This is a genomic window from Bacillus sp. CGMCC 1.60114 (assembly GCF_042676365.1).
Classification (GTDB): Bacteria; Bacillota; Bacilli; order Bacillales; family Bacillaceae_G; genus Bacillus_A; species Bacillus_A rhizoplanae_A.
The window spans coordinates 1-2,203 of sequence record NZ_JBHTHG010000091.1; the positions used below are offsets into that span (position 1 = coordinate 1).

Here is a 2,203-nt window from a genome sequence, read left to right on the forward strand (position 1 = left end):
GGCGGCAACATCACGTGTAATAACTGCCATTCTTCTTGGACTTTATCTCTTATATCTTATTTTAAGGCCACTATACCACTCTTTTTGATAGAGAGGGGTTTGCTACGTAAAATAATAAATGAGAATAAGGGGGTCATAGCATGAACAGATATTGGATCTACATATATACGTCAATTTTAATTATGTGTTTGATTCTAATTACAATAGGTTTTAAATCTGGATTAGCATATCAATCTTTATCCTGGAAAATCACCATAGGTATTTGTACCGGTTTCGGAGTTTCTGCATTTATGAATTTAAGAAAAAAATCTCAAGAAACCAAAGATATTTAATAGACATAAATAACTTCCGTTAACGACAATTATGTAAATACGAAACCCCTTCAACAAGTAAATTGAAGGGGTTTTTTCTAGATACATTGACTATTGATAAGTGGTGTTATGTAAACAAAAAAGAAGAATGATCTTTTCCTTTTTTTGTTTTAATTATTTATTGACTCTTATTAGTTTTGATCTGAGTTCATTCAGGATTTTTTTTCTTTCTTCAAAATCCTCGTCTTCTCCATTTTCTGCCCAAAGCTCTAAATCCGCACCGCTATCAATCAATTCGATAGCTTTTACTCGTATTTCTTCTTGGAGTAGATTTTTTTCTAATTGAGCAGCTGCAAGTCCAGTATATATCCAAGATACTAATTCTAAATCATCTTCGTCATCTTGATCCTCCAAATGTGTATTTAGTACTTCTTTTGTTGCTTCTTCGACGGACAAACCTTCTTCTAATAATTCATAGAAATCATCTCTGACATCACAAGTTGTATCATTATCAAATATTCCAGTTCCCCAAGCACCCAATTAATAACACTCCTTTTATCTTAGAAATTAAGGCTATATTTCATCTAATTATACTACATAGAAATTACTTCCGATAACAATAATTATGTGGATACTAAAGTCCCCTAGTTAAACAATCTGGAGGACTTTTAATAGTCTTCTAAATACATTGAATCCCGATAATGTTACGTTATGTCAACTTAACATGTATAGAATATACATCCAAAAATCATAACAATTCGATTCTCTCGAATGGTACAATTAGGAAGAAAGAGGTGTGAAATCATGGGTAAACGTTTAGGTTTCCTGTTTGTGGCAATTCGGTAACTGTCATACAATGAAGATAATATTAGGAAATTGTGAGGATGATTACGTTGAAAAAATTTGTAATTAGTTATGCTGCAAGTCTGCTTACTTTTAATATCATATGGTTATTAATACCATATATTTCTAATCATAGTTATTATTCCCAGAATGATTTGGATTTGCCTATCATAGTTGGATCTACTATAATTCTCATCATATATGGTAGTATACTAAATCTTGTAGCTTGCCTAATTGGAGAAGTATTATACAGGAACATAAAACAATGTAGGGAGTTTCGATTTGGAGTTCCTGTATTTATAGGACTAGCTGTTATCTATATACTTATACTCTTTCTTCTTAAAAATCTATATTCTTCTAGTTTGGTTACACCTATTATTATGGGTTCCTTAGCTTTTTATTTAGTACGTAGAAAAATATAATTAACTTCCAATAACGGATTATATGTGAACTAATCACATATAATTTATAGATATATCCAAGAGAAGAAGGGAGATTTCTAGATGAGAAAGGCGATTTTAACATTTACTGTCGCTATTTTTATCATTGGAATCATTCATATTGCTGTAACTCCGATAAATTATAAGTCATATACAATCGAGGCTCTTTGGTTCGCAAGTGCCGGTTATACACTTATCTTCCTTGCTTTTTTAAACTATATTCTTATTAGCATCAAACAAAAACAGATAAGATTTTTTGTCATTTGTCATACAGCAAATATTTTATGTACTATTTTGGTTGCTTTAATTCTTACATTTGCATTTGCTCCTCATATAATCCTTTTGTTTGTTTTATTAGTTTCTGAAACTTTACTTGTCATAAGATTTCAATTCTCTTCAAGATCTTAAGAATATCCATAAGTTTCGCTGTTTCCTTACTTCTGATAACGATAATTATGTAAATGAGCTGACTTATTTTATTCTTTGCTTAGCGTGGGTTTTTTCAAAAATGCTGGCGGTACCCCATCGCCATCAAGTTAAGAAATACATTGTTCCTCAAAACGAAAAAACGAACCGAATTCCCATGGACAACTATGAAGAGATAAAATT

4 protein-coding genes are annotated in these 2,203 nt (G+C 31.0%); 3 read left to right on the top strand and 1 reads right to left on the bottom strand.

Annotated elements, in window-relative coordinates:
- Positions 1–140 precede the first annotated feature (140 nt).
- Entirely contained in the window at positions 141–332 is a 192-nt protein-coding gene (locus ACFQZ1_RS13590) for a hypothetical protein (RefSeq protein WP_377881893.1), read from the top strand.
- A 153-nt stretch (positions 333–485) separates the two neighbouring features.
- Here ACFQZ1_RS13590 and ACFQZ1_RS13595 read toward each other — a convergent pair whose 3' ends face one another.
- Complete coding sequence (locus ACFQZ1_RS13595; protein WP_377882725.1) at positions 486–851, bottom strand: DUF4259 domain-containing protein; 366 nt, start codon at positions 849–851, stop codon at positions 486–488.
- A gap of 344 nt (positions 852–1,195) precedes the next feature.
- Between ACFQZ1_RS13595 and ACFQZ1_RS13600 the strand changes: the two genes are divergently transcribed.
- Complete coding sequence (locus tag ACFQZ1_RS13600; RefSeq protein ID WP_377882726.1) at positions 1,196–1,576, top strand: hypothetical protein; 381 nt, start codon at positions 1,196–1,198, stop codon at positions 1,574–1,576.
- Positions 1,577–1,657: 81 nt separating this feature from the next.
- Entirely contained in the window at positions 1,658–2,002 is a 345-nt protein-coding gene (locus ACFQZ1_RS13605) for a hypothetical protein (RefSeq protein WP_377882727.1), read from the top strand.
- Positions 2,003–2,203: the final 201 nt, after the last annotated feature.